Source organism: Psychrobacter sp. M13, assembly GCF_030718935.1.
In the GTDB taxonomy this organism is placed as follows: Bacteria; Pseudomonadota; Gammaproteobacteria; order Pseudomonadales; family Moraxellaceae; genus Psychrobacter; species Psychrobacter immobilis_G.
The window spans coordinates 2,081,516-2,100,251 of record NZ_CP132194.1; the positions used below are offsets into that span (position 1 = coordinate 2,081,516).

19 protein-coding genes are annotated in these 18,736 nt (G+C 42.5%); 12 read left to right on the plus strand and 7 right to left on the minus strand.

Annotated elements, in window-relative coordinates; all coding sequences use genetic code 11:
- Positions 1-32 precede the first annotated feature (32 nt).
- The gene (gene rtcR / locus Q9G97_RS08675) at positions 33-1,715 is read right to left on the minus strand and encodes an RNA repair transcriptional activator RtcR (protein ID WP_305898478.1); all 1,683 of its coding nucleotides are present in this window, start codon (positions 1,713-1,715) and stop codon (positions 33-35) included.
- A 243-nt stretch (positions 1,716-1,958) separates the two neighbouring features.
- Between rtcR and Q9G97_RS08680 the strand changes: the two genes are divergently transcribed.
- The 3 genes from Q9G97_RS08680 (at position 1,959) to Q9G97_RS08690 (ending at position 4,516) form a co-directional block, all read left to right on the plus strand.
- A complete protein-coding gene (locus Q9G97_RS08680; protein ID WP_305898479.1) occupies positions 1,959-3,179 on the plus strand; it encodes an RtcB family protein in 1,221 nt (406 codons plus the stop codon).
- Positions 3,180-3,477: 298 nt separating this feature from the next.
- Positions 3,478-3,924, plus strand: a complete 447-nt coding sequence (locus tag Q9G97_RS08685; RefSeq protein WP_201577172.1) for a hypothetical protein — start codon at positions 3,478-3,480, stop codon at positions 3,922-3,924.
- 22 nt (positions 3,925-3,946) lie between these two features.
- Positions 3,947-4,516 (plus strand): SMI1/KNR4 family protein, encoded by a 570-nt coding sequence (locus tag Q9G97_RS08690; protein ID WP_201607235.1) that lies wholly within the window; start codon positions 3,947-3,949, stop codon positions 4,514-4,516.
- Between the two features lie 129 nt (positions 4,517-4,645).
- Here the strand turns inward: Q9G97_RS08690 and Q9G97_RS08695 are convergent, their stop codons facing one another.
- A complete protein-coding gene (locus Q9G97_RS08695) occupies positions 4,646-5,329 on the minus strand; it encodes a hypothetical protein (RefSeq protein ID WP_305898480.1) in 684 nt (227 codons plus the stop codon).
- A gap of 168 nt (positions 5,330-5,497) precedes the next feature.
- Positions 5,498-5,950 carry a hypothetical protein gene (locus Q9G97_RS08700; protein ID WP_201569497.1) on the minus strand — a complete coding sequence of 151 codons (453 nt, stop codon included), beginning with the start codon at positions 5,948-5,950 and terminating at the stop codon, positions 5,498-5,500.
- A 147-nt stretch (positions 5,951-6,097) separates the two neighbouring features.
- Between Q9G97_RS08700 and Q9G97_RS08705 the strand changes: the two genes are divergently transcribed.
- The 5 genes from Q9G97_RS08705 to Q9G97_RS08725 all read left to right on the plus strand — a co-directional run bounded on the left by Q9G97_RS08705 (position 6,098) and on the right by Q9G97_RS08725 (position 11,510).
- Positions 6,098-6,556, plus strand: coding sequence for a DIP1984 family protein (locus Q9G97_RS08705; RefSeq protein ID WP_305898481.1), 459 nt, complete (start codon positions 6,098-6,100; stop codon positions 6,554-6,556).
- 333 nt (positions 6,557-6,889) lie between these two features.
- Positions 6,890-7,420: a hypothetical protein gene (locus Q9G97_RS08710; protein ID WP_305898482.1), complete on the plus strand. Its 531-nt coding sequence runs from the start codon at positions 6,890-6,892 to the stop codon at positions 7,418-7,420.
- Positions 7,421-7,459: 39 nt separating this feature from the next.
- Entirely contained in the window at positions 7,460-8,554 is a 1,095-nt protein-coding gene (rtcA, locus tag Q9G97_RS08715; RefSeq protein WP_305898483.1) for an RNA 3'-terminal phosphate cyclase, read from the plus strand.
- A 203-nt stretch (positions 8,555-8,757) separates the two neighbouring features.
- The gene (locus Q9G97_RS08720) at positions 8,758-10,551 is read left to right on the plus strand and encodes an FMN-binding glutamate synthase family protein (protein WP_305898484.1); all 1,794 of its coding nucleotides are present in this window, start codon (positions 8,758-8,760) and stop codon (positions 10,549-10,551) included.
- A gap of 134 nt (positions 10,552-10,685) precedes the next feature.
- Entirely contained in the window at positions 10,686-11,510 is an 825-nt protein-coding gene (locus Q9G97_RS08725) for a phosphodiester glycosidase family protein (RefSeq protein WP_305898485.1), read from the plus strand.
- Positions 11,511-11,555: 45 nt separating this feature from the next.
- On the opposite strand, the gene Q9G97_RS08730 is transcribed toward Q9G97_RS08725, so the two are convergent.
- On the minus strand, positions 11,556-11,960 hold the full coding sequence (locus Q9G97_RS08730) for a hypothetical protein (RefSeq protein ID WP_305898486.1): 405 nt from the start codon (positions 11,958-11,960) through the stop codon (positions 11,556-11,558).
- Positions 11,961-12,116: 156 nt separating this feature from the next.
- On the opposite strand from Q9G97_RS08730, the gene ychF reads away from it, so the two are divergent.
- The 4 genes from ychF to Q9G97_RS08750 all read left to right on the plus strand — a co-directional run bounded on the left by ychF (position 12,117) and on the right by Q9G97_RS08750 (position 16,209).
- Positions 12,117-13,208, plus strand: a complete 1,092-nt coding sequence (ychF, locus tag Q9G97_RS08735; protein ID WP_201569509.1) for a redox-regulated ATPase YchF — start codon at positions 12,117-12,119, stop codon at positions 13,206-13,208.
- A 115-nt stretch (positions 13,209-13,323) separates the two neighbouring features.
- A complete protein-coding gene (locus Q9G97_RS08740; RefSeq protein WP_305898487.1) occupies positions 13,324-13,896 on the plus strand; it encodes a hypothetical protein in 573 nt (190 codons plus the stop codon).
- Positions 13,897-14,033: 137 nt separating this feature from the next.
- Positions 14,034-15,434 carry a deoxyguanosinetriphosphate triphosphohydrolase gene (locus Q9G97_RS08745; RefSeq protein ID WP_305898488.1) on the plus strand — a complete coding sequence of 467 codons (1,401 nt, stop codon included), beginning with the start codon at positions 14,034-14,036 and terminating at the stop codon, positions 15,432-15,434.
- Between the two features lie 94 nt (positions 15,435-15,528).
- Complete coding sequence (locus Q9G97_RS08750) at positions 15,529-16,209, plus strand: TetR family transcriptional regulator (protein WP_201569515.1); 681 nt, start codon at positions 15,529-15,531, stop codon at positions 16,207-16,209.
- A gap of 74 nt (positions 16,210-16,283) precedes the next feature.
- On the opposite strand, the gene gspK is transcribed toward Q9G97_RS08750, so the two are convergent.
- From gspK to gspI, 3 genes are read right to left on the minus strand one after another with little or no spacing between them, the layout of a single operon-like run.
- A complete protein-coding gene (gene gspK, locus Q9G97_RS08755; RefSeq protein WP_305898489.1) occupies positions 16,284-17,369 on the minus strand; it encodes a type II secretion system minor pseudopilin GspK in 1,086 nt (361 codons plus the stop codon).
- Between the two features lie 9 nt (positions 17,370-17,378).
- Complete coding sequence (locus Q9G97_RS08760; protein WP_305898490.1) at positions 17,379-18,281, minus strand: type II secretion system protein J; 903 nt, start codon at positions 18,279-18,281, stop codon at positions 17,379-17,381.
- A 5-nt stretch (positions 18,282-18,286) separates the two neighbouring features.
- A complete protein-coding gene (gene gspI, locus Q9G97_RS08765; protein WP_305898491.1) occupies positions 18,287-18,736 on the minus strand; it encodes a type II secretion system minor pseudopilin GspI in 450 nt (149 codons plus the stop codon).

Below are 18,736 nucleotides of genomic sequence, written 5' to 3' on the forward strand. Positions count from 1 at the left end.
GTAACAAGTGCGTCAAATACTTGTTACCTTTATTAAAACGATAACTCATCAAACTTTAATCCAAACTTCATCAGATACTTACGTAAACGATCGCTGTCATTAGGGTTTTTGAGTTTATTGCGGGAGTTGGCATAGAGGTAGCGCCCTGCTGCTGCTTGATTTTTATGATCAATACAAACATTAATAACATAAGCCAATTGTATAGCGTCAAAAGGATCGATAGACTCAAGCATTTCTTCGTCAAGATATTGGCTTAAAAGCTCATGGCTACCCTGCTCTAATAGTTCACTATCTAACCCTGTTTCAGGTTTATTTTTACTTAGGCTATTTTTAGATTGTATGTCTATCGATGATGACCATAGCTCAGTCAAACGTTCAATCTCTGCCTGCACATCCACTGCTCTAATGACTTTACTATCGGCAAGTGTGGTTAAGCGAATCATACTAGCAGTCAAATCTCGAAAGTTACCTTGCCATGTTGCCTGCGGACTAATTGCAAAGTCCTCATACGACTGTCGCGCACTCAGTTCAAAACGATATTGCTGCTGCTGCTCACTGCCTAGGCGTGCCAACTCATAATCGATATTAGCGGGCAAATCCTCTAACCGATCCTTAAGCGATGGCAAAAAGAACGTCCACGTATTCAACCGCGCAAACAAATCCGCACGAAACTCGCCATTGGCGACTGCTTGGCGCAAGTCCTTATTGGTGCCTGCCATTAACTGAAACGAGACGTTAATCGGCGTATCACTACCTAATGGATAAAAGCGCTGTTCCTCTAGTGCGGTCAATAGCATGGCTTGCTCATCAAGACCCAGCTCGCCTATTTCATCTAAGAATAACAGACCACCATCGGCAGATTTTAGCAGCCCTTCCCGACTAGCAGCAGCGCCTGTAAACGCACCCTTCACATGACCGAATAATACACTCATTGCGGTATCACCACGTAGCGTTGCGCAATTAACCTCAACGAATTTATCGAGCGCATATTTAGCTTGGGTAGCGCTATCGGCTTTCGCCTTTTTAATGGCATAGATTTGGCTGGCCAGCTGCGACTTACCTGCCCCTGTCGCACCCATTAATAGTATTGGCGCTGTTGAACGAGTGGCGACCTTTTCAATATCAGATATCAATTGCTTATAAGCAGCATTTTGGGTAACTAGATTGGCTTGCAATGTTTGCCAATGCTGTGCCTTTTCCGCCTCAAAACGCGCCCGTAAGCTGTCATAACGCGAAACGTCTAAATCGATAACTTGATAACGGCCTTGCGGGTCCGCTTGGTCAGGCCTAGGACAAGGCGAGGTTTGAATAAAGTTCGCAGGAATAAATCCCGCTTCAACTAATAAAAACCAGCAAATCTGCGCTACGTGAGTGCCCGTGGTGAGATGCAGTAGATAATCGGTCTGCGCATTGAAGTTAAAGCTTGCGACAAAGTCATAAAGTTCGGCATAGACATCAGCGAAATCCCACGGGCTTGATAGCGCCACATGATGACCAATTACTTGCGTTTGCGGACTAACTCTCGCTACGTCATCAACCACTATCTTAAACAGTCGCTTATCACGCCTGCTATAGAGAATGTGCAACTCATCAACGAGTAGTTCATCATGCAAGCCTAAGCTAACTGTCGGACGCCAGCGCTGCCAACGCTTATCATTAAATCCGTTATCTAAGGTGGTGCCGAGAAAGCCTATAACGGCGGTTTTATTAGTCATTTAATTAAGTAGCCTAATATCAGATAAGCTAATATCTTATATTAAATTCTATTATTATAGAAATATATCTAACATTTTAATTTTATATAAATTTAGCGCAACTTATTTCAATCTAACTAACAAATATTTATTTAAAACAAATCAATAACTTATAAATTTAAATCAAAACTATTTAAAACTTGGCACACCCTTAGCAGTATATAAAGTACAGATAAATCATTTTATAAGCTAAGGAGCAAACACATGCAACCCTCTAACCATAATGTAATCCAAGAAGGTGGTACGCCGATTCGTCTATGGACGCAAGGTGTCCCTGTCGAAGACCAAGCTCGCGAGCAGCTGATTAATACCTCAAAAATGCCGTTTATCTATAAATGGATGGCAGTGATGCCCGATGTACATTTGGGTATGGGTGCGACTATCGGTAGCGTGATTCCGACCAAAGAAGCGATTATCCCAGCAGCGGTCGGTGTCGATATCGGTTGTGGCATGATGGCAGTGCAAACCACGCTGAATGCCAATGATTTGCCTGATAACTTGCTGGGTCTACGTACCGAGCTTGAAAAAGCCATTCCGCACGGACGTACGCCACGTGGACGTCGCGATAAAGGTTCATGGACAAATCCTGATGATACGGTAATGAATGGCTGGGGAACGCTAGCGGATGACTTTAACTATCTATGCCAAAAGCATCCGCGTCTAAAAAATACCAATAACCTAAAGCATTTGGGAACGCTAGGTACTGGTAACCACTTTGTCGAAGTATGCTTGGATGAGACCAATCAAGTATGGATTATGCTGCATTCAGGCTCACGCGGTGTCGGTAACGCCATCGGTCGCTATTTTATTGAGCTAGCCCGTGAGGATATGCGTAAGTGGTTTATCAACTTGCCTGATAAAGATTTGGCTTATTTTGCAGAAGGTACGGAACACTTTGATGACTATTGGTTTGCCGTGGGTTGGGCGCAGCGTTTTGCCTTTAAAAACCGTGAAATCATGATGGAAAACGCGATTAAAGCGCTCCGCCAAATCATCACTAAGCCTTTTGATGCCAAGGTTAAAGCAGTGAACTGTCACCATAACTATGTGGAAAAAGAAGAGCATTACGGCGAATCCGTGTTTGTCACTCGTAAAGGCGCAGTGCGTGCCCGCATTGGTGAATACGGTATCATCCCAGGCTCAATGGGCGCAAAATCCTTTATCGTACGTGGTAAAGGCAACGAAGAATCGTTCTGCTCCTGCTCACATGGCGCAGGTCGGGTGATGTCAAGGACGCAAGCGAAAAAGCAATTTACCGTAGCGGATCAAATTGCCCAAACCGAAGGCGTAGAATGCCGTAAAGATGCCTCAGTCATTGATGAAATTCCGGCAGCATATAAGAACATCGATGACGTAATGCACGCTCAACGTGACTTGGTGGAAATAGTACATACCTTGCGGCAGGTGGTTTGTGTTAAAGGTTAAATGAGAGATGAGAGATGATTAGAGGTTATGCGCTTAGCTAAAAAAGCAAAAGCTTAAAAAGCATGGCCTCAACATTTGAGTTCTTTAAACGCTGGTAAATATGCTTTTCATAATTTTGCTTTTTTTTAAGAGCTTAGCTCGGTGCTCGTCCCTCGCACATAAGCACAGCTTTCGTGTCTTACGTAGGTTGGTGTCGAGGAACGAGACCCAACAAATTGCTAAATTAAATCGTTGGGTGTCGCAAGCTCCACACCAACCTACAATGTTTCATACCAAGTTGAGAATGGGGTGTCAAGCGATGCAATTAGATAAAATAGTTTTCGAAATTGGCTATTTACAGGGCTTTTATTACATTGAATTTAATGTTAATCAAAAAGCTATATTAAAGTGTGAATTTTTAGATCTTTTCAAAAATATTCTAAACTTAGTTGAGATTGGTTTTGTATTACAACAAGAGCCTTTGAGGAACGTGCATTACTTCGTAATCGATGACTACAGCCGTGAGGTTAAATTCAAGGTTTCACCAAACCCACCAATGGACTGGTTAGTTTTGGGGTTACCTACTGCAAATAGCGCAGACAAATTTCACTTCGATAGACTGAAGTTTTGCGAAGCATTGAAATCGAGCATTGTAGAATTTATGCGTTCACAAAATATTGACTATCTAGGTAATCCTAACATGCCTAAAAATCTCAATGGTTATGGCGATGAAATCTGGAAAGTTATTGGTCATGAATGGTTTTAGCAATGATTAAAAGGAAAACACTATGAAACATGCTCAAACTATAGAAATCATAAGAAAACTTAAAGCCAAAAAAGTTAAATTCGAACATGGACTATCTGATGAAGAAGTGCAACAAATTGAAAATAAATTCAATTTAAAGTTTCCTCCTGATCTACTGTATTTTTTGCAAAAAGAGCTGCCTGTATCTAATGATTTTGTCAACTGGCGATCAGGTCTAAAGTCAAAAAGTGAGGCCATTGCTATCCGCAAAAAACTGGACTGGCCTTTTGATGGAATGGTATTTGATATAGAGAAAAATGGATTTTGGATAGAGGAATGGGGCACAAAGTCTGATAATGTTAGCGAAAATATAGCTACTGCTAAACGTCATTATAAAACTTATCCTAAAATGATACCGATTCGCTCGCATCGCTATATTCCTAGTAAACCTTATAAAGCTGCTAACCCTGTCTTTTCTATTTATCAGACAGACATCATTTACTATGGATATGATTTAGCACACTATCTTGCTAATGAGTTTCATTTTGAGTTATCGAATGATTTTATAAAACTAGACAAACCAAGACATATTAAGTTTTGGGGTGATTTTTAATTATTAAGAAATAAGAGAGAACCAAAATGAAACTATCAGAAGCCCTATTTATTCGTAGCGATATGCAAAAAAAGCTCGCTCAGCTTAAAGACTAATTGAAAAATGTAACTTTGTCGCCTATTGGCTAATTTAGTTTAAATCAACCACTTCGTAAATATTATAAGTGGTTTGCGCGATAGGCTGTAATTCTGAATTAAACTGATAAAAACGTACGTCATAACTACCTGCTTGCCAGCCCTCAGTAGGAATAAAGCTTACCCAATTATGATCACTGTTGGCTGAAATATTTTTTTTCTCAAACAATAGGACTTGGCCTGTCTGATTATTTATCCATTTGACGAAGACATATTTGTCGGTAGGGATTTCGCCACGAGTATCAAGATGTGCGTAAATTTTAGCGAATTTAGTAACTTGATTAGTATTAGCACTTACTTCTGGCATAAAGTAATCAAAACTTACTTTGGCATTACCAACTAGCTTTTGATTATCGTTTTCATTATAAAGCTCTTCAACAGCACGTTCTGCAAAGCGTCTTTTATTTTGAATAACGTCGCTGGCGTCTGCTGCCATAAACTTATTTACGTACTGCTCTAGTGCATAATCAGGCATATTATCTATGAGTTGTTTGGCTTGCTGCTTAGAGTAGTCGTTAGTAGTAAGTTTACCACTGTCGCCTCGTTTGATTATCTGCTGAGATTGTATGACCGCCTCTTTATTAATCTGACCACTTGAATCGTTTATAGTTTGAACAGGTTGTGTTTCTTGAGAGGTTGTTTGACCAACAAGTACAGCATCCATTTGTTGCTTACTCATCGCAATATATACAACAAAAGCGCCAAGCAAAAAAGATACTAAAATAGTAAAAAGTGTTGAGACTGTATTCTTCATAAAACTGTATTTTTCATAAGAGGTTACTTAAGCTTAAATAAAAAAGGCACAACTTAATAAATTGCACCCTTTTATTAACGATAAATTAATAGCTTAACGACAGCTAAAATTGTAGCCGTTCAAATTAATACTACCGCCTGCTTTGATGCTATTCCCAATACTAGCTCCACCAGTAGAGGAACAAACTAAATTGTATCTCTTGCCCTCGCTATTGTTAAAGCTAGAGATAGGTATTAGACAAGCGCTACCTTTTTTACCATAGACATTGACACCTTCAGTCTCGCAAGGATTGGTTACAGAAGGATCAATAGGATTAGCTGGATTAGCATCAGTGGCGATTAGCTTGCAGTTAGCAGCGCAGGTTTTATCGTCTTCACATAGACTATTTGCTTCTCTAGTAGAACACATATATCTATTACCGCTTACTAATGTCTTGTATCCAACGAAGCCGTTGTTGCTGGCATCTGATGAACTATCACTATCACCACCACAGGCCGACAACACCAATGCAGAGCAAATGACAAATGAGCTGAGAAATTTTTTCAATTTACAATCCTTATAAAAAGTAAAACAACCAAAATTATGTTGATTATACTTCTAAAATTTTTTAAATTAAACGTTATTCTTAATTTAATTTTTATATCAAAAATTATTATCAAGTAAAAGAATTTTTAATAATAAGAGAGAACTAAAATGAAACTCGCAGAAGCCCTACTAATCCGTAGCGATATGCAAAAAAAGCTTGCCCAACTTAAAGGTCGTATCAAAGCCAATGTCAAAGTTCAAGAAGGCGATACGCCATCTGAGGACCCAAATGAGCTTATGATTGATGCTAGCCAAATTATTAGTGAATTGAGTCATTTAATAGAGCGGATTCATCGGACTAATGCTATTGCCAAAACTGATAACGGTCAGTCGATGCTGACGCTACTCGTTGAGCGCGATACCTTAGAGATGCGCCATAAGCTATTGATCGATTCAATTGAAGCCACGCAGACTGAGGCGGATCGTTATAGCCATCGTGAGATCAAATGGAACATCATAGTCTCAGTCGCAGGATTGCAAAAGCAAGCCGATGATATCGCCATGAAGCTGCGTAAAATTAACATTGTCATTCAGTCCAATAACTGGCAGATTGACCTTGTTGAATAGATAGCTTATTCGATTTATTTTAGCTGTTATGGTGCTTAAAAAGCACCCTACAACAACCTTATCGAATAACTATTTTAAACCTTATATTTTAGAACTTTCTATGTACTTATTTTAAGGGCATAGAATATCCCTTTGGAATCGATTGGGCGAATGTCAGACCCCGTATCCCCACAGCAGGGGGTTGAAAACATACTGTAGTGGCTACTGTGCGTTGCGGGCAGACGTTTTATTTACCATTAATGTCCCGTACCCGTCACAGCTAACAAGGTACTATTTAGACCTTACCACCAGACACTGACAGTCGATTTCAATTTTATTTATCAGGCGCTTACTATGAAAAATTTAGACTACTTATCTGGAGTGTTAGATAGCATAGCTATTCAATCTGAGATAAGTGATGAAGATTGCTCATGGACAGAATTGACAGTGCTCAGCGTTAACGATACTAATTTAACTGACGAAGAATCACTAAAGTCTGCTTATTTAGACTTTTACTCCGATTGTTATGACGTCAACGAAAGAGAAAGTCTCATCTCAGAGGATTGGCAGATCGTACAATCCTCTATAAGCAAAGGCACTCCTATAGACTCACTAGAGCAACTCATTGATAAGATGATAGCTTATGATACACGATTCACTGTTAGTGCATTTGATAAGAAAAGTCAGTTATTTATTTTCGATAATGACCGCGTAGAAGTTTTCAGAGATTTTTTAGTTAAAACGTTCGTTGAAACTTTAGGTGAAATTACAAGAATAACTGAATATGCGATGTATCCTCCTTTTGAGGTAGGTCTCAGTTGGCATTATTATTTGGTAGTAAGTAAACAGAGAACAGTATTTATTGAGTGGCTAGGCTTTCATTAACAATTGGCCTTTATAACATTTTTCAGAAGAATCATTTTTATGTCAGTACCTAAAATCAAAACTCTAAAAATCGACGGCAGCACAGGCGAAGGCGGCGGACAGATTATTCGTACTGCCTTATCATTATCTATGCTTACGGGTATTCCTATTGAAATCACTAATATTCGAGCAGGTCGCGCCAAATCTGGTCTGATGCGTCAACACTTAGTATGTGTGCAAGCCGCGCAACAGATCTCAAATGCCAGCGTTACAGGTGCGCATTTAGGTAGTACAGCATTGAGCTTTACGCCAAATAGCATCAAGTCAGGCGACTATAGCTTTGATATTGGCTCGGCAGGTAGTACGACGCTAGTGCTACAAACCCTGCTCCCTGCCCTCCTATTTACTAATACAGATAGCTCTGCCCAATCAACAGTAACCATTAGAGGCGGTACGCATAATCCACTAGCACCAACGTCGGACTTTTTACAGCTAGCCTTCGTGCCAGCACTGGCGAAACTCGGTATGCAAGTCGATGTCCAATTGATCAAAGCAGGGTTTGCACCTATTGGTGGTGGTGAAATTACAGCAACCATCATGCCGTTTATGCGCCGTGCTGATACCGCACCGTTTGAGCTTACCGAGCGTGGTAAATTGACGAATATTGAGCTAGTTGCCAGCATCGTTAATCTCGACTATGACATCTGTACCCGCGAGCTTGCCAGCGCAAAATCAGTACTTATTGAAGCAGGTATTAATGAGGCAATAATAACGACTCAGTCTAATAAATTACAAGGTATTGGAGAAGGTAACAGTTGCTATGCGGTAGTGACTTATCAAATGGTCGATAGCCAGTCATCTCATAGCGAGGTTTTTACTTTACTCGGCGCTAAGCGCACTTCAGCGGAGAAGATGGGCAATCGCTTGGCAGGCTTAGTTAAGCGTTATGTGTTCAAAACGGATGCGCTAGTCGATGAATATCTAACCGATCAGCTGTTATTACCCTTGGCGCTAGCAGGTGGTGGCGAGTTTACTGCGCGAGTGATTAGTCAGCATGCCGAAACCCAGGCTTGGCTGATTGAGCAGTTCTTATCTGTTGATATTAAATTTGAGCAGATTGCTGAGAATAAAACTTTGGTGAGGGTGATTGATTAGCTGCACTAATCCTCTATTTTACGTTAGCACGTCGTTACCTAAGTTTAGAGTTAACCATGTTATAATAGCTCGATAATATACGCGCCAATAAGACATTAAAACCAGAATATCGTAGTCATTTCATTTGCGGTTTGGTATTAATTTTATTTATTGCCGCGTTTTTTCGTTTTATATTCTTGCTTCACTGACAGCCGAGCTTCGCTATGCCCCAATCCCGTACCAACCTAGACCCTGAACCCAAAGAGAGCCATCCTTATATAGTCGGTCTGCTGCTACGCTACAGCGTATTCGGTGTTGCCATCGTGCTGTTTATGGTTGGTATAGTGCTGATGAATTGGTGGCTGATCGTCATCGGTGGCTTAGGTATGGTGCTAGGCATTTATGACATGGTGCAGTCTAAACATGCCATTTTGAGGAACTACCCAGTAGCGGGTCATATACGTTACGTGCTGGAGGACTTTCGTCCTGAGATTCGGCAGTATCTGTTAGAAGATGATAAAGAGCAAGTGCCTTTCTCTCGCCAGCAGCGCGCGCTGGTGTATCAACGGGCTAAAAATGTTAGTGATACCAATGCTTTTGGTACGCTTGATGACTTATATGCGCATGGTAAAGAGTGGTTTTTGCAGTCAGCCGTTAGTCAGCCGCTAAAGAATAAAGACTTTCGTATTATAGTTGGTGGCGAGCGCTGCAAGCAGCCACATGATATGTCGGTCTTTAATATCTCAGCGATGAGCTTTGGTAGTCTCTCTGCCAATGCCATTATGGCGCTCAATCAAGGTGCTAAACTCGGCGGCTTTACCCATGATACTGGAGAGGGCGCGATTAGTCCCTATCATCGCAAATTTGGTGGCGATTTGATTTGGGAGCTAGGTACGGGTTACTTTGGCTGCCGCAACGCGCAGGGTAATTTTGATCCACAATCTTTTGCCGAAAAGGCGGTAGATGATCAAGTAAAAATGATTGAGATTAAACTCTCACAAGGGGCCAAGCCTGGTAAAGGTGGCGTACTACCGAGCTCCAAAATCACTGAGGAAATTGCCGATACTCGTCAAGTACCGATGGGTCAAGATTGCGTCTCTCCTGCGACGCATACCGCTTTTAGTACGCCGCATGAGCTGGTCGGTTTTTGGCAGCAATTACGTGAGCTATCAGGCGGCAAACCTATTGGCTTCAAATTATGCATAGGTCAGCCATGGCAGTTTATGGCGATTGTAAAAGCTATGATAGAAGCGGATAATTACCCTGACTTTATCGTCATTGATGGCGCTGAGGGCGGTACAGGAGCGGCGCCTGTTGAGTTTATGGATAGTGTCGGTATGCCGATGGTAGATGGGTTTTTATTAGTCCATAACACTTTAGTGGGTGCCGGCATCCGTGACAAAATCAAACTTGGGGTGAGTGGCAAGATCGTCTCAGGTTTTGATATAGCACGGATGATTGCATTAGGTGCTGACTGGTGTAATTCAGCTCGCGGCTTTATGTTTGCGGTTGGCTGTATTCAATCACGCTCATGCCATACTAATACTTGCCCAACTGGGGTCGCCACTCAAGATCCGCATCGTCAAAAAGCGCTTGATGTGCCAAGTAAAGCAGAGCGCGTTGCCAGCTTCCATAAGAATACGGTTAAGTCACTTGCTAGTATCGTTGGGGCGGTAGGACTTGAGCATCCTAGCCAGCTACAACCTTATCATATCGCGCGCCGTTTAGATGATGGTCAAATCAAGCTGTTATCGAAGTTCTTTTATTTTACCGATGAAGGCGCATTACTTAATAATAGTGCGCGTGCCGATGTGTTTAATCAGATGTGGGTCATGGCCAATTCTGATAGCTTTTTGGCGGATAACGACGCGCTGATTGCTTATAATAAAGATTCGCGTGACAAAGGCAAACAGACTAGCGCCCCAACTGAGCGCCAGAATGATAGCACAATCAATATTTATGATAGTGGTATGGTGGGTAACGTCAATCATAACCTTGGCGAGTTACCAGAAACTTAAGACTCAAAAATTAGTAGTGAATTTTACCAAACAGTAATAATTGAGGCGTACTATTGGATTAGTATGCCTCAATTATTTTGAGATTTCTGGCTTTTGATGTATTAAAACCTTTTGAAAATAAGGTGTATTGAAAAATGTTTATGCGACGCTTGGTCTTTGTAGCTCCTGTTATCCCTCTGCTAGCTCTAATCATTAGTGCTTGCCAGCCTAATTCAGCTAACAAGACGGATACTACTACCGCTTGGTCGTGCCAATCTAAAGACTCGCCTTTTAGTTATAGCGCCTGCCAAATCAATGCGGATGCTCTGCAAAATTCTAATTATTCACTGCAGCTATTTTGGCAGCCGTCCAATAACGCAGAGCCGCTTCTTACTTTTGATAATTTGTTGACAGCGTTACCCGAAAACCAAACGCTCAGTTTTGCCATGAATGCAGGCATGTATAACGATAGTTATGCACCGATTGGCTATACCGTTGTAGAAGGCGAAGAGATAAAATCACTGAATCTAAAAGAAGGCGGTGGTAATTTTCACCTATTACCGAACGGCGTGGTCTGGTGGGATCAAGCGGGCAAAGTGCAAATTACTGAAAGTAAGTCTTTGAGTGAACAGCTTAACAATGGTACAGCTGCGCCTTGGTATGCCAGTCAATCAGGGCCGATGCTAGTGATAGACAATGAGATACATCCGCAGTTTAATCCTGACAGCACCTCCGCCAAGTTTCGTAATGGTATCGGCGTCTGTAGCGATGGCGATGGTAGCACTGTACAGTTTGTGAATAGCAATCAGCCTGTGACTTTCTATCAATTTGCCACTCTTTTTAAAGATGATTTAGGCTGTCCCAACGCGCTGTTTTTGGATGGTGGTATCGCCTCAAGCTTTTATGCGCCGAGCATTGAAAGCCACGATAAAAAAGATATGGGCGTCATTATTGGTGTGGTTGAAACTCGGAATAAATAGTATTCAATAAGTTTATGCAGCATGATGATGTAGTAGACAAAGCTTTTAAGTTTCAGCTTGGATTTGGCGTATGATATCCATAACTTTTAGCCAATCTTGCTTCAAAACCACTTTATAAAACTTAGATTTTATACGTACCTTGTTTCGGTACAACCGATCGGTCTTCATCTTTTGCAGATGCTGCTCTACTTTGGGAAATATATAACCCTCAGTAAAGCCTTTGGAGTTTGCGGGAGTGAGCACCAATAAATTGCTCATACACACAGGTGCAACCTCATAGAATAAAATATGCTGTATCTCAGGGATGCTAAGATGAGCAACCCGCTCAGCTATGGACTCATAGCCGATTTCGTTATCGATAAACAAGTCTGATAGCGCCATCCAAACCGCTTGACGTTGATTGGACTGCCCACTTACCTGATCGCTTGCTTTATCGTTTATGCTACTCATATCCCGACCTTTATATCGTATTTTTTATAAATACCTTGATAAGAAATTAGCACATCTATGCGCCCCTTAGTAGTTAAACTTTGCTACAATAGCGCCAATTTTTTTTATATTACATTACTGTACATCACTGATACATCACTAGATTGAGAGACTATTATGGGTTTTAATTGCGGTATCGTCGGCCTACCAAATGTGGGCAAATCCACTTTGTTTAATGCCTTGACCAAAGCGGGAATCGCCGCTGAGAACTTCCCTTTTTGCACCAAGGATCCCAATACAGGCATCGTACCTGTACCAGATCCACGCCTAAAGCTACTCGCTGACATCGTCAAGCCTGAGCGCGTATTGCCAACCACGATGGAGTTTGTTGACATTGCAGGTCTAGTCGCTGGCGCATCCAAAGGTGAAGGCATGGGCAATCAGTTCCTCGCCAATATTCGTGAGACTGACGCTATCGCCCATGTGGTACGCTGCTTTGATGATGATAACGTAGTACACGTTGATGGCCGTATCAGCCCTATTGATGATATCGAAACCATCAATACTGAGCTGGCATTAGCTGATTTAGATGCCGTTGAGCGTGCTATTCATAACCAAACCAAAAAAGCCAAAGGCGGCGATAAAGACGCGCAAGCCTTACTTGATGTGTTTAAGAAGGTTGAGCCTTTGTTAGCTGAGGGGCAACCTGCACGCGCTGCTAATCTAGATAGCGATGAGAAAAAACTGATCAGAAGCTATGGTTTGATTACGCTTAAGCCAACGATGTATATCGCTAATGTCGCTGAGGATGGTTTTGAAAACAACCCTTATTTGGATGCGGTACGCAACTACGCGACTGGCGATGAGTCGATTGTCATTGCATTATGTAATCAGATTGAGTCTGAAATAGCCCAGCTTGATGAAGATGATAAAAAAGATTTCTTGGCTGAAATGAACATGGAAGAGGCGGGTCTCGATCAAGTGATTCGTGGCGGCTATGATCTACTCGATATGCAGACTTACTTTACTGCTGGGGTAAAAGAAGTACGTGCTTGGACCGTTGCTATTGGCGCTACCGCTCCGCAAGCCGCTGGCGTTATTCATACCGATTTTGAGCGTGGCTTTATTCGTGCTGAGGTTATCGCCTATAACGACTTTATCGAACATAACGGCGAAAAAGGTGCTGCTGCTGCGGGTAAATCACGTTTAGAGGGCAAAACCTATATCGTGCAAGATGGCGATGTGATGCACTTCCGCTTCAATGTTTAAGTAATCGCTCACTAATAAAGCCGATGACACGTTCATCGGCTTTATTTTGCTTCCTAATTGTTATACTATAACATATCACTAATAGCATTCTTTTACTTACCTTAGGATTTATTGTATGACTGATCGCACTCAGCTATTTCGCTCTACACGTTTGACATTAATAAGCAGTGCTATCATGGCTGCCCTTTTAGGATGCCAACCTGCTACTACTGAAGATAGCAGTGCTACCAAAGACTTCGCTGCTGATCGCGCAAGCAAACATGACATGCATGATAATCATGGAGATGAGCACGCAGACCATGATATGACGGATGAGCATTCAGGACACGACCACTCTGAGCACGATGGCCATGAAGGACACGATCATTCGGGCCACGATCATGCTAGTAAGAGCGAACCATTTGCATGTGAACCTGAGGCCACAATCAGCGTTTTTTATAATAACGACAGCATGCCACAAACAGCACACCTGCTGATCGACGGTATAGAGTATGATTTAGAAGCTACTTCTGATAATAAAAATGACGGCACACAAGTTTATACCAGTGATATCGGACTAGACAATACACACGGCATAATATGGCAAGCTATTGGCGATAATGCCACCTTAAGCAATAAAACACTAGATGGCAGCATTACTATTGCCAATGAAACCGTGATTTTTAATTGCCAGAAAGTGACGGATTAGCCATCGGTGTTTATCATCGCCAATTTCTTTTTTATAGAATAAAAAACACAATATTCTACAAACATAACGTTCTATAGAGGTTAATAGAGTACTATTTTGCTATGCTGTAAGCTCATTTAGTCGTGGATATTTACGATATGCCAGACCATTTAGCTTCATCATCATCGGTCACAGCTCAGTGGATTCGTTTATTCAACGCTCAGCGCTTGGGTAGTGACAAACAAGCGCCGGTGCAAGATAGCGCTCGAACCTCTTTTCATAAAGATTATGACAGACTAGTATTTTCGCATTCCTTTCGTCAGCTCAACCAAAAGACGCAAGTGCATCCTTTGACCAATCAGCTAGGCATCCATACGCGCTTGACGCATTCGCTAGAAGTCTCTTGCATTGGACGCTCTCTTGGCATGATGGCTGCTGAAAAACTCGACAACAAGCTGACTAACGGCCTACCTATTGGGGTCTCACCAGCGGATGTTGGTGTGATCGTCCAAGCGGCTTGTATCGCACACGATATCGGTAACCCTCCGTTCGGTCATGCAGGAGAGTATGCGATTCGCGATTGGTTTATGCATCCTGAGCGTCAGCCGATATTACAACAACTAAGTGCCGAAGAGCGTTTGGATTTACTGGCTTATGAAGGTAATGCGCAAGGTTTTAGACTATTAGTACGTAATGAGCATCATCCGGATAAAGGCGGGATGCGCTTAACTTGTGCCACACTTGGTGCTTTTATGAAGTACCCTTGGCTAGCCACGCATAGTAACGATGCTAGGTCTGATATTCAGACTCAAAAATTTGGCTGTTTTGCTAGTGAAGCTGAGCAATTAGAGCAGCTGGCTGCTTGCCTTCATTTACCGCGCTCACCGATCCATGATGGCTTTGCGCGTCATCCGCTCGCTTATCTGTTGGAGGCTGCCGATGATATTTGCTATGCATTAATAGATTTAGAGGACGGTATTCATCTTAATATGCTCAGCTATCCTGAGGTTGCCGCTATATTTTATGAGCTGATTGGTGAGCGCCCCGATACGATAGCGATACCGACGCAAGTGTCTATTAGACAGAGTTTGGCCTCACTACGCGCGCGAGCTATGATGCGACTGGTGAATACCATAACCGATGCTTTTGTAGATAATAGCGAGGCGCTACTAAATGGTACGCTTGAAGGTAGCTTATTTGCCCATTGCGACAGCAGCGTGCAAAACGGTATCATGCAGGCCAAACAATTGGCTCGGATTAAAATATTTAATCATCCTAATAAAGTACGGATGGAGCTGATGGCCAATCAGTGTCTGCATCGATTACTTGATGCTTTTATGCCATTAGCTTGGACAGCGATGAGTTCAGCATCTAAGCCTTTTGAACAGCAGCGGCTGCTGAGCTTATTGCAGCCTCATCTTGACGAGCAACGACGCCATCTCTCTGATAATATCTATCATAATATCCTGAGCATCTTAGACTTTATCACGGGTATGAATGATCACGAAGCTTATCGACTGGCACAAGAGTTGCAGGGACATTGGGGCACAATGGTCTAAAAGTCATCGATATCTACTATAATGGTCAGTTTTATTCGTATTATTATAATGAAGCAAGTATGCTACCCCTTAACTAGGTAATTTTTAAATGATTATGAGTAGTCGTGAAGCAAAAAAACTCCAAACTCGGCGTGCATTTTTTAATGCCGTATTAGATCTGTGTATTACGGGTCAATCTTTTAGCTCAATCAGCTTACGCCAAGTCACTCGTGAGGTCGGCGTCGTACCTACTGCCTTTTATAGACACTTTGATGATATGGAGTCTTTGGGAAAAGCTTTGGTACTTGAGGAGCTAGGTGGCACTTTATCGACGTTACGTGATGGTCTACAAATAGGCCGCACACGCAGCTATGATCGCCAGATTGCCAAAAGTATTCAGATGTTCCTACAAACGGTTAGCGCCCAGCCCCGCTACTGGCAGTTTTTGGTTAGTGAGCGTTTTGGTGGCTCGGAGTCGGTACGTCGCGCAGTCAGCGAGCTGATGAAGATGCATGTGCAGATTTTGGCAGAGGACTTGGCATTGCAGCCCGCTTTTGCTCATATCAATGATTATGATTTACGTCTGCTCTCTGAGGCGGGGATTAATATGTTTTTCTCTTGGATCATAGATTGGCTGGAGCTGAGCTACTCTGAGGATCATGATGATGAAGCTGACTTAGCCGAAATAGAAGAGAAAAAGCAGCTCATGTTGCATAACTGTACGCGCCAAGCACAAATGCTATTTTATGGCGCTTATAACTGGAAATCTACTGAAGAGACTCGGTTGAGTGACTGACCAAAGACTTGGTTAGAAAGACTATCTACAGATCAATATCGAAATCTTAAAAGCTATCATTTAGAAACTGTTATTCAGAAACTAGGCCGAAAAGCCCATAGTCTTTGACTGACGATTTTGACTTCTTTAGCACTTTTTGTGTCGTTAGCGCTATTACTGCCAGTAGAATTACTGTTATTGCCAGCAACAGTGTTAGCATTATTATTGGCACTGTTATTAGCAGTATTGCCAGCCTCTCTATTACTCATTAATACAGTAGCAAATCGTTGTTTAGCTCCATTATCCGTTGCAGTGACTAGTGCCGTGAAAGCAGTGCTATCGACTGCCAATAGTGGCGCAATAGCTTGCTGTTGCTCCGCACTTAAAGCATTCAATGGCGGTAGCTGCCACAAGCCATCAATACTGGCTACTACTCGCTTATCACGCTGATCTACCAACGTCTGCATCTGCTCGCTTGTCGCACCATCAAACAGTGCCGCCAGTACTACAGGACTAGCAGTATTGACATTAATAGGTAAATAGTAAGGCACAGCGGTAACAAAGGGACGCAAGCTTGCCAAAACCTCGTTATCTATGCCGCGTACCTCAGCCAACTGCTCAATCGTTATAAACGGCTGATTAGGTAGAGCGTCACTTGATGAAGAACGGTTAGCCAAACTGCCCTGTCGCCCATAAACTGTCTGCTCATCGCCACCATCTTTATACACTTCACTATCATTATCTTGCCAATCTAGTACAGCAATTGCAATCTCAGGCTCTAGATTTAATTGGGTTAGGAGACGCTGAAATACACTAAGCGCTTCACTATCGACAGCACCATTGTAATAAAGATTATTAATATTAAAGCGGGCCGCCTCATCGCGTAGCTCAGCGCTAACACTATAGTCACCTAGACTATATGGTGGTAATGGCTGCGCCCAAATATCTTGTAAGCTATCAGTATCATTGAGCTTATTATCTGCGCGAATAATGGTCATCGCAAGCCTCTCACCTGCTTCAATCGCTTGCAGTAGCTTATCTTGATCGAACAATAAGCCACTACGACGAATGGCTATCTTTTGGCTGGCGAGCATTGAGCCTGCTACCACAGTAATGCTGACGACTAGTAGCAAAACCGTCAACAGCGCAACTCCTTGCTGGGAGCGTTGTAGCATTACCATAAGAGCTCCCTATTGAACAGTGGGTTGATTTTGCGATGAGCTGTTACCGCTGGGATTACTGCTACTGCTACTGCTACTGCTACTGCTACTGCTACTGTTATTGTTATTGTTACTATTGCTATTGCTATTGCTGTTATTAGTTTTATTACTGTTAGCCACCGCTTGTGGTGCTAGTGCAAACTGCCACGTAATTGGTATCTCTTTATAACTAAAGCTCACGCTCACGCCATTAGGTAATAAAATAATCTTAGAGGTATCGACAGCTACGCCATTCGATTGAGCAAAAGCACTAGAGTCAGCAAAAGAACGACTATTGCTAGTATCGTTTTGCGCGTCCTTATTCGGGAATTTATCCGACAGCTGTGGCAAATAAGCTTGCCAACGTCCTTCGATTACGCCTTCGAGTATAACGCTATCTAAGCCTATACTAGCTTCATCCATACTAGTATATTGCCGACGAATCAAGCGCTGATCGCTAAACACGTATTCAAAACGCTGCAAGCTAGGACTGGTCTGATAGCGTGGATCTGGATCCGCAAAACGCACAAAGCTGACCTGCTCACTATCTAAAGTCATAAAGGGTTCAGGCGTTGTGATGTTTTGCTCATTGGCTTGCGGATTTGTAGAGCCTGAAGCAGTGTTAGCACTATTATTACTAGTCTCTGAATTACTAACATTCAAAGCGCTAGGCGCTTGGTAAGCTACGATCTGTCCTATATCTTGTTGCAGCTGCAGATAAGCATACTGTAATACCGCCAAATCATCAGCGTGCCGTTGTGCGCTTTCGCGAGCACGATTGACACTATCGAAGACTTGCCAGCCTAACACTGCTAAAGCGGCAAATATCGCCATCGCTATCATCAGCTCAAGTAAAGTAAAACCGCGTTGTGGTTTTACAGCTTTTGTCATCATCTTCATCACAACCGCGCACCACTATTGCTAACGCCAGCTAAATCTAAACTGCCCGTATCTTGTGTGGCATCGGCTACTAAGATATCGATGTTAGTCACCGCTTTACGGACTTGAGTATCTATAATAGGCGCAACACTGATATTAACCTGTTTGAGCGCGGGGCTCGCAGGAATAGCAGTATCGCTGACAGTCATAACCACTTGCCACTCGCGGCCTTGCGAGTTGAGCGTTTGTGTACTATTGGTAGTTACAATGGTCTGCTGAATACGTATATCAGCCGCTATATTTTGCGCCACAAAATGCGCCAGCGTACTGGTACGCAGTACATCGACTGAGTTGAGATACGCACTGCTAGCACGGCTCGCTGCTACCGCCACTACGGCTAAGATAGCTAAGGCAACCATCACCTCTATCAAAGTAAAACCCGTCTGACGCTTCGCTAATAACTGCTTCAT

Bases quoted from the DNA above. Each gene is read 5' to 3' on its own strand.
- Q9G97_RS08690 (WP_201607235.1), top strand. From the start codon at position 3,947: ATGAAACATGCTCAAACTATAGAAATCATAAGAAAACTTAAAGCCAAA.
- Q9G97_RS08720 (WP_305898484.1), top strand. From the start codon at position 8,758: ATGCCCCAATCCCGTACCAACCTAGACCCTGAACCCAAAGAGAGCCAT.
- Q9G97_RS08745 (WP_305898488.1), top strand. From the start codon at position 14,034: ATGCCAGACCATTTAGCTTCATCATCATCGGTCACAGCTCAGTGGATT.
- rtcR (WP_305898478.1), bottom strand. From the start codon at position 1,715: ATGACTAATAAAACCGCCGTTATAGGCTTTCTCGGCACCACCTTAGAT.
- Q9G97_RS08730 (WP_305898486.1), bottom strand. From the start codon at position 11,960: ATGAGTAGCATAAACGATAAAGCAAGCGATCAGGTAAGTGGGCAGTCC.
- Q9G97_RS08705 (WP_305898481.1), top strand. From the start codon at position 6,098: ATGAAACTCGCAGAAGCCCTACTAATCCGTAGCGATATGCAAAAAAAG.
- Q9G97_RS08740 (WP_305898487.1), top strand. From the start codon at position 13,324: ATGACTGATCGCACTCAGCTATTTCGCTCTACACGTTTGACATTAATA.
- Q9G97_RS08725 (WP_305898485.1), top strand. From the start codon at position 10,686: ATGTTTATGCGACGCTTGGTCTTTGTAGCTCCTGTTATCCCTCTGCTA.
- gspI (WP_305898491.1), bottom strand. From the start codon at position 18,736: ATGAAGCAGTTATTAGCGAAGCGTCAGACGGGTTTTACTTTGATAGAG.
- Q9G97_RS08750 (WP_201569515.1), top strand. From the start codon at position 15,529: ATGAGTAGTCGTGAAGCAAAAAAACTCCAAACTCGGCGTGCATTTTTT.
- rtcA (WP_305898483.1), top strand. From the start codon at position 7,460: ATGTCAGTACCTAAAATCAAAACTCTAAAAATCGACGGCAGCACAGGC.
- Q9G97_RS08695 (WP_305898480.1), bottom strand. From the start codon at position 5,329: ATGAGTAAGCAACAAATGGATGCTGTACTTGTTGGTCAAACAACCTCT.
- Q9G97_RS08710 (WP_305898482.1), top strand. From the start codon at position 6,890: ATGAAAAATTTAGACTACTTATCTGGAGTGTTAGATAGCATAGCTATT.
- Q9G97_RS08680 (WP_305898479.1), top strand. From the start codon at position 1,959: ATGCAACCCTCTAACCATAATGTAATCCAAGAAGGTGGTACGCCGATT.
- ychF (WP_201569509.1), top strand. From the start codon at position 12,117: ATGGGTTTTAATTGCGGTATCGTCGGCCTACCAAATGTGGGCAAATCC.
- gspK (WP_305898489.1), bottom strand. From the start codon at position 17,369: ATGGTAATGCTACAACGCTCCCAGCAAGGAGTTGCGCTGTTGACGGTT.
- Q9G97_RS08760 (WP_305898490.1), bottom strand. From the start codon at position 18,281: ATGATGACAAAAGCTGTAAAACCACAACGCGGTTTTACTTTACTTGAG.
- Q9G97_RS08685 (WP_201577172.1), top strand. From the start codon at position 3,478: ATGCAATTAGATAAAATAGTTTTCGAAATTGGCTATTTACAGGGCTTT.